Genomic DNA, 3,368 nt, shown 5'->3' on the forward strand with positions numbered 1-3,368 from the left:
TAAAGGTTTTTCCCGCCTGGATATTTTGGCCAAACACACCGGTTGATTTCACTCTATCACCTTCTCGCAGTTCCATCTCTTGCACTTTAAAGAGACGATAGTGACTATCGATTTTATTAATTGAAAGGGCGGAGGTGTTGCCGAATCGGTCTTGTAATAAGAGTTTATTGCTTTGTTTGCTGATGCTTTTTATCTGATACTGCTGCCGTTCATTTTCTGTGGTGCGCTCAAGTATCATGCCGATGTTATAGGTATTACGCTGATTGCGGTTGGCTGCATCTAAAAATATCGATTTTTTGGTGGTCACCCTCATCTTATTTTCAGACAGCAATCCTTTTTCGATTAAAATATCACGGGTTTTGGTTGTTATTGCTTCTTTTGTTGGGTTATTTCCTGCCTGAATGATGACATCCTTATTTAAAGCATAAAAGTTAGCAAAATGATTAGCGGCGGTCTGTATTCTGCTCGTTTTGTCCTGGTCAGGGATAAAATAGAGATGTTTATCGGCATTCGATTCAAAGGCGTTAATCGGTTCAGCGCCGAGTGCACGGGCGATTTCACTCGTCAGCCCTTTGTTTTTACGGCTGGCGCTATCTAATGCAATAATCGTGTCGTCCTCGGTATATGAACGACTGAGTAATGCTGCAACTTTGTTAAGGGGTAAGTGTTCAGACTGGTAAATCCCGATTAATTGCCGTTTATTGTTATTTTTCTGTGTGTCATTTAAATAGTCATCAATGCTGATGGTTTTTACTTTCTTATTGACCTGTTCCTGTAATTTATCACTGATTTTTTTATTCGGTGTGATAATCACGGTATTTAACTTATTTTCTTTGGCCAAGCCATGAAGTTCCTCGATAACCTGAATTTCATGGGCAAACCCGCCTTTAAGATTAACCAGATTAAATCTGACATTGTTTTGGGTAATATTTTTTGCTAACGCGCTTTCTTGTGTTGTTGTTAATTCATGTTTACTGTACCGCAACTGATGAATTAACGTGCTGACCGCATTTTCCTGTTTAAGATGGTTTTCTGTGGTTAACAGCGTGCTTTCTGAATTAAGTGGTACGAGATTTCCCTGTTTAATCTCCTTGTTAATTTCCTTGCGTAATGTTTCTAATACTTTCGTCTGGCAAGGAAGGCGATTAATGACATGGGTTAATAATGCATCATAGGAAAATCGGGTGTTTTTATCCGATAGTACCTTAATCGATTGCTGGATGGCCTCTTTAAGGTTAACTTCTGGCGTTGATGGGTTGATAGTTTCTGCTTTTTTCACTTTATCCGCTGAATAACCGGTTTTTGCGAGCACCGCTTGCCATTCTTTATGGAGTGTCTCAATATTGGTAAAGGTTTTTGCCTTACGGGTCGCTAACACAGCGGCACTCTTTTGTTTAGCGGAAGCGGTTTCGCCTACCGCCTCGACAACCTCTTTGTGCCTGGATGAAAAAGGTTCGGTTGGCACGCCTTCTATTTCCCATAAGCCATTTTTTCCGGTTGAAATAAACGAATAACCTTGTTTCTGCAAACTTTCTTTTAGGTGTTGGCGATAAATAGACCCAAAAGTAATCTGTAAATCGCGGATAATTTCGTTAAATCCATTGCGGTTGATTTTATCCGATGACAGTGTTTTCCATCCTCTTTTATCTGACCAGGTAGCATTGATTAACAAGGCATGCGTATGTAAATTAGGGTCGAGATTGCGATTAGTGGTATGCATAAAAAGGGCAGCAATTGTATTGCCGGTCATTTCCGTTTGTGTGACCCCTTTTGTCATTGTGCGGGTTGAGGTTACACTTTCAATCTCTTTGAGGGCTGATGCCGCCGCTTGTTTATGTGCGTCAAGCACCGCAGTATTGCCTTCAACCAAGGCTAATACCGAAACACTTTTGGGCGCGGAAAAGGTTAAATCATAGCCTGGTCGATGCTGATTCTTACCCGTTTTATTAAAGCTTAACTGCGTACCATCCGGTAGTTTCCCTTCCAGCATCTGCTCAAAGGTGTTTCTATCCACCGTGCCGGTTAATCCTAACCGCTCAGCGCCTTTACCAAACCACACAGTGCCTTCTTCACCGACAAAGTAATAGTTATCCTTTTCTTCATAATAGTTGGCACTGGCGGAAGCGCCACCACTGGTGAGATTTTTGACCGACAGCATAAGCTAAATCTCCTTTTCTGTGCTTTTTTCATGTTTTAGGTTGTTGTTTGTCTCCTGTGCTGGGTTATCCAAGTTATTCTCTTCTGCTTCTAATACCGGTTTGCCGGTTTTTGCGGTGCCATAATAATTAACCGGTTCAACATAATGAGAAGGTTCAGGAGGTGTTATTTCCATCGTCTGTGGGTTGTTGGTCTGATTTTCATTGCTTTGGTTTGATTGATTACGCCGACCGGTGACCAATTTATCCACTTTATTTTCAATTCCCGATTTATTCAGTTCCTGCTCAATCTGATTATCAAAAATCGCGGATACATCGCGCTCAATTTTCCCTGCGGCAATCGTTTCATATTGCTTGTGTTCCAGCGTGAGTTTGACAATCGGCACATTCCCGCGGAGCGAGACAAAGCACTCTAAATCATCCAGATTCTGAATATCAGAGAAGCTGACAATTTTTTCACGGGTATCTTCTTTGGAAAAGTTCACACCATCACGAATAGTATCCACCCCATAGCTATACTGGTCACGAAATTTCAGTAAACGGGTTTCGCCCAGTTCTTTTTGTACCCACTCCGCCACACTGCCACTGGGGGCACGGAAATACAGGCTGGTATTCGCCAAATCCCATATATTGCGAGCGTCATGAGCGCCATAGTTCGCTTCCAGTTGCGAGAAGTTTTGAATACCGATAAGGGTTGCGCCACCAAATTTACGTGCTTCGGAGAGATAATCGCTAATGACCGGCAGCTTATGAAGACTTGGCAACTCATCTAACACTGTCCAGATACGACTTTCTCTGCTCGGTGTTAACGCCAGTACCGATTGCATGGTGAGATTGAGCCAGGTGCTGATTAACGGCTTTAAGGCAGTATGTAAGCGACCATCACTGGAGATCACGAGTTTCGCACCAATAAAAAAACGCTCTATTTTTAAGTTTAATTCAGCATGATATATAAATAGTCAAAACCTTATAAATCAAATACAACTTATTGTAATTTAAGAAAATTTATGTTTTTTAGTAACTTGCAGATTAATCATTGCTTTTAAGCCATTTTTAGAATTTTATATGCCTGTGCGAAACTCGTGTATATATCGAATCTGAAACGAAAATTGCTGCCAAGAAATTGGCTTCTCAACATATCTTTGAAACTGACGGTGCTAATTGCTGTTTTTACAAATCGCCTCGATTGGAAGAAATTAGCGTTGAGGAGTA

The 3,368-nt window shown here is 41.3% G+C and carries 2 protein-coding genes; both read right to left on the reverse strand.

The window, feature by feature from the left end; all coding sequences use genetic code 11:
- On the reverse strand, positions 1-2,158 hold a 2,158-nt coding region (gene mobF, locus CBG25_RS19560), incomplete at its 3' end, for a MobF family relaxase (protein WP_290608734.1).
- Between the two features lie 3 nt (positions 2,159-2,161).
- A complete protein-coding gene (locus CBG25_RS19565; protein ID WP_290608736.1) occupies positions 2,162-3,052 on the reverse strand; it encodes a type IV secretion system DNA-binding domain-containing protein in 891 nt (296 codons plus the stop codon).
- Positions 3,053-3,368 lie beyond the last annotated feature (316 nt).

Source organism: Arsenophonus sp. ENCA, assembly GCF_002287155.1.
GTDB classification, from domain to species: Bacteria; Pseudomonadota; Gammaproteobacteria; order Enterobacterales; family Enterobacteriaceae; genus Arsenophonus; species Arsenophonus nilaparvatae.